We start from the raw sequence: 5,384 nt of genomic DNA on the forward strand, positions 1-5,384 counted from the left end.
AAATGTAACTTTAAATAATGGCAAACAGTATTATGAGAAAATCATAAAAAACTAATGCTTTAAAACGATAAACAAATATTCTAAATAAAAAGCTGCGCGTACAATGTGCAGCTTTTTTTATAAAGTACATATTTTGATTCTATGGATATGTATTTAATATGTGCTTTTTGTAATCCGTGAGAATCGCGTATTTAAAAAAACCTAATGGATTATCCAGAATATGGAAAATTTGAGAATATATAATTTATCACATAACATGAATAGCAATTTAAACTATTGATGACTTGTTATTACAAAACACATCTTCATAAAACGTTGATTGTTATCCTTATGGAAATTATAGCTTTCACAGTTTGCTTTTACATAATATAGATGCTAATATATCTCTAAAGACATTATATCTGATATTAATCTAAAATAACACAGCTATACGCATATTCTAATATTATAATAATTGTACTATAATTAATATTATGTAAAATAGAATATTTTGAAAGTAAAAAAGGTAAGCTAACAATTCATGCTAACCTACCTTATATTATGGTTTGTATAAATAACGTTTGTTATAAAACGAATTAGTTGATAACGTTTCCGTAAATATCTAATTCTACTACAGGCTTACCAAGTTTCTTAACGTCGTTAAACTGTGTAGCTTTATCACCAACAACCACGTAAATCATATCAGGTTCATTTAGATATGTATTAATCATAGTCTTATAATCATCTAAAGTCATAGCAACAAGTTCTTGCTGATCTGTTTCAATAAAATTATGCGGTTTGTTGTATTTACTTATTTGTTGTAAGATGCTCAATTTAGCACCCAAACTTTCATAAGCACGTGTATTACTCTTAAGCAGTTTGTTTTTAGTAAGTGTTACATCATCATCTGTAAAGTTTGCCGCATAATCTTGCAACATGCTTTCTATAATTTCTAACGATTTTAGTGTGGCATTAGCTCTTACACTGGTTCTTACCGTATATGGCGCAACTTCCAAACTATTAGAAACACTAGAATATGCGCCATAAGTATAGCCTTTTTCTATACGTAATGTTTGAAACAATCTACCACTAGAACCACCACCAATAATCTCATTAGCAAAGTCTAGATTGTTGGCATCTGGATTTGTGGCACTTAACGCCAATTTACCAATATACAACACCGATTGTTTAGCATCAGGAACATCAATAAAATACAAGGTATTAGCTACTGGTGTTTCAGGTAAGCTATTCTCTGGCAGAGATATAGCCTCTCCTTGCCAATCGTTTAAGGTCTCTAATGCCGCTGCTGCCGTGCTCTGCTGAATGTCTCCAACAATGTGGCACGATGCATTTTGAGGTGTTAGGTATTTGTAGTACGCTTTTAAATCGGCCATGGTGATGGCATCAGCCGTTTGTAATGTTCCGGAGCTAGGTATTGAAAATATATGGTTATCACCATAAAGTAATTTATAGTATGCCATACTTGCAATACTGTTAGGGTTTGCCTCTCGCCCTTTTAAACTAGTTTGTAAAGACTGTTTAAGTCGGTCGAATTCTTTCGCGTCCCAACGTGGTTGTAAAAGGATCTCTTTAACAAGCGCCATAGTCTCATCAAACTTTTTAGATAAGCAGGCTCCTGTAATATGGATATCTTCACCAGCGCTATACATATTTATTCTGGCACCAAGTAAACCGATAGCTTCCTCTAGTTCGGCAGGTGTTTTAGTGGCCGTACCCTCAAGCATTAAATCGGTTAAAAGATTAGCTACACCAGGTTTATCTTTAGTATCTAAAAGGTGTCCACCAGGAATGGTTATATCAAACTGTACCAGAGGCACTTCATTATTTTCGATACCGTAGATATCCAAACCATTATCTAAAGCGCTTGTCCATATTTCAGGTGACTTAAATAATGGAAGTTCTCCAAAAGGCGGTTCACTTCTATCGTGTTTGCTAGGTGTTTTTTCATACTCGGCCTCTTCACCTTGGCTTACTTCTTCATTAGCTACGTTTTGTTTAACATCTTCAATCCAAACAGTTGCCTCTTGCGCATCAGTAACAGCTAAATCTAGTTGTCCTTTAGGCACCACGCTAGTCATTACAAAAGGTTTTCCTTTTACATATTGATTATAAACACGCATCACATCGCTAGCTGTCACGGCATTAGTAAGTTTAGCCGTTTTTGTGATGTAACTAGGATCGCCTGCAAACTCATTATCTTGAACTAATTGAAAGGCTTTGTTTAAAACCGTGCTCACGCCCTGATAAAGTCCCGTTTCTAACTCGGCTTTGATACGTTTTAAATCACGATCGCTAACACCATCATTTTCAAAACGTTTAAGTCCTGCGTCTATGGCATGCTTTACAGAATCTAGATCAACGCCAGCGTTTGCTCTTACTCTAAATATAAACTCGCCAGCAAGTTCACTACTACTTTGATAAGCACTTACATCTGGTGCTAGTTTTTGTTCTTCGACTAACACATTATATAATGGTGCTTTTTTGCTACCACTTAAAAGTTGCCCTAGTATTTGTAACGCATATGTGTCTTTATGATACTCCTCAACCGTAGGAATCACCATACGAAGTTCAGGAAGTTTTGCGAAGTTATCCTCAAAGTAAAGCGATTTAGATTGTACTAGAGTAACCGGCATAGGATTAAGCGGCTCTACCTCTGGCCCACTTGTAATTTCGCCAAACCATTTTTTTACTAGTTCTTTTGTTTCCTCAATATTGATATCACCCGCAATAACTAATGATGCATTAGCAGCACCATAGTATTTGGTATAAAACTCTTTTACATCATCAATGGTAGCAGCTTGTAAGTCAGGTAAAGCACCAATAACTGTCCAGCTATATGGATGTCCTTCAGGATAAAGGTTTTTTCTAATAATCTCATCAGTATAACCATAAGGTGCATTATCTACACGTTGACGCTTTTCATTTTTTACTACTTGTTTTTCACGCTCTAAAGCAGCCTCTGTAACTGTATTGATCATATAGCCAAAGCGATCAGAATCAATCCAAAGTATTTTTTCAAAGGCATCTTTAGGAACCACCTCGTAGTATACCGTACCATCGCTCCAGGTACCACCGTTACGGCTTCCGCCCCACTCTGGTATCATTTTTCTGTTGGCACCAACAGGAACATTTTCAGAATCGTTAAAGCTCATATGCTCAAAAAAATGAGCAAATCCGGTTTTGCCTGGTTTTTCTCTGTTAGACCCTACATGCATCATGGTGGCTACAGCCACAATAGGATCACTATGATCTTCATGAAGAATGACTTCAAGGCCATTATTGAGTGTGAATTTTTCGTATGAAATTGCGAATTCAGGATCTACGCGTTCTATAGCAGAACTTTCTTGTTTATCGACACATGAAGCAAGAAATAGTGTCAAAACAGGTAAACATTTTAGTAGTTTCATTGTTTTTTGATTGGTTAATAGCTATAAATATACGTAATAGCCAAAAATGATGTTTTAATGTTTCGTTAAAATTTAATAGCTACTATTCAATGTTTTTATTACATTTAACAACCTAACTATCATCATTATGAAAAAAACTACACTAACTATTATTCTTACAATCTTTTCATTACTCCCAACATTTTCTCAACACTCTGTAGCCAGAGATTGGAATGAGGCTTTATTGAGCGCTATACGCGTAGATTTTGCCAGGCCAACAGTACATGCTAGAAACTTGTTTCATACATCCGTAATAATGTATGACTCTTGGGCTTTGTTTGACGGTCAAGCAGAAACGGTATTTTTAGGAAAAGATTTTGGTTCATACCATTGTAACTTTACTGGTATAGAAAGTCCGTCTGATGTAGCATCAGCAAGACACGAAATGATGAGTTATGCAATGTTTAGATTATTAAATCACAGATTTGCAAACTCACCTGGAGCAGGACAAACATTACAAGCTTTTAATGATTTGTTTAGTTCGTATGGCTATGATGCGTCATTTACATCATTAGATTATAGTTCAGGTTCTTACGCAGCACTTGGTAACTATTTAGCTAATGAAATGATTGCGTTTGGTCTACAAGACGGCTCAAATGAAGCCAATGGCTATAGTAATCAACACTATTCGCCAGTGAATGACCCTTTAATATTAGACATTTATACCGACACCAATGATATTAACCCAAATAGATGGCAACCACTAGCTTTTGATGTTTATATAGACCAAAGTGGTAACGTATACCCTTTGAATACGCCAGGCTTTTTAAGTCCTGAATGGGGTGAAGTAACGCCGTTTAGTTTTACAGATGCTGATTTGCAAGTACTGAATGCTAATAGTGGTTTTGATTGCTACATTTATCATGACCCAACTGCACCGCCACATATTCAAAACTCTAATGAAAATGGTTTTGATGATCCTTATAAATGGACATTTGCACTGGTAGCATCATGGTCATCACATTTAGACCCTAATGATCCAACTACTATAGATGCCTCTCCTAATAGCATTGGTAATGTTGCTTTTGAAGATTTTCCGACCTCCTATGAAGATTATACTACGTTTTATGATTTTATGGAAGGTGGCGATCCAGGTACAGGATATGATACAAATCCAACAACAGGATTACCTTATGAACCACAAATAATAAAACGTGCAGATTATGCGCGTGTTTTAGCAGAGTTTTGGGCTGATGGACCAGATTCTGAAACACCACCAGGACATTGGTTTACAATTATGAATTATGTAAGTGATCACCCAATGTTAGAAAAGCGTTTTAAAGGCGAAGGTCCTATTTTAAGTGATTTAGAATGGGATGTGAAATGCTATTTAGCTTTAGGAGGCGCCATGCATGATTCGGCTGTAGCTACTTGGGGTGTAAAAGGATATTATGATTACATAAGACCGATTTCTGCTATAAGATACATGGCTGGAAAAGGACAAAGTAGTGATATGTCATTACCAAGTTATGATCCTCATGGATTACCATTAATACCAAATAGAATAGCACTGATAGAAGCTGGAGATCCGCTTGCTGGCACCAATAATGAAAACGTTGGTAAAATTAAGATTTATGCTTGGAAAGGACCAGACTATATAAGTGACCCAGATACAGATGTGGCTGGTGTTGATTGGATATTAGGTTCGCATTGGTGGCCTTACCAACGCCCAACATTTGTAACGCCACCTTTTGCAGGTTATGTTTCTGGACACTCTACATTTTCTAGAGCAGCAGCTGAAGTATTAACCTTATTAACAGGAGATCCGTTTTTTCCTGGAGGTATGGGAACTTTTGAAGCACCACAAAATGAGTTTCTAGTTTTTGAGGAAGGTCCATCAGAAACATTCTCATTAGAATGGGCTACCTACAGAGATGCATCAGATCAATGCAGTTTATCTAGAATTTGGGGTGGTATCCACCCTCCTATTGATGATAT

At 36.3% G+C, this 5,384-nt stretch carries 2 protein-coding genes; one reads left to right on the top strand and one right to left on the bottom strand.

The features are described 5' to 3' along the window. Nucleotides 1-575: 575 nt before the first annotated feature. Nucleotides 576-3,407 (bottom strand): M16 family metallopeptidase, encoded by a 2,832-nt coding sequence (locus ACN0QX_RS15395; RefSeq protein WP_417198194.1) that lies wholly within the window; start codon nucleotides 3,405-3,407, stop codon nucleotides 576-578. Between the two features lie 127 nt (nucleotides 3,408-3,534). Here ACN0QX_RS15395 and ACN0QX_RS15400 point away from each other — a divergent pair. Next, on the top strand, nucleotides 3,535-5,384 hold a 1,850-nt coding region (locus ACN0QX_RS15400), incomplete at its 3' end, for a vanadium-dependent haloperoxidase (protein ID WP_417198195.1).

Source organism: Bizionia sp. (assembly GCF_048259285.1).
Classification (GTDB): domain Bacteria; phylum Bacteroidota; class Bacteroidia; order Flavobacteriales; family Flavobacteriaceae; genus Algorimicrobium; species Algorimicrobium hallyeonense.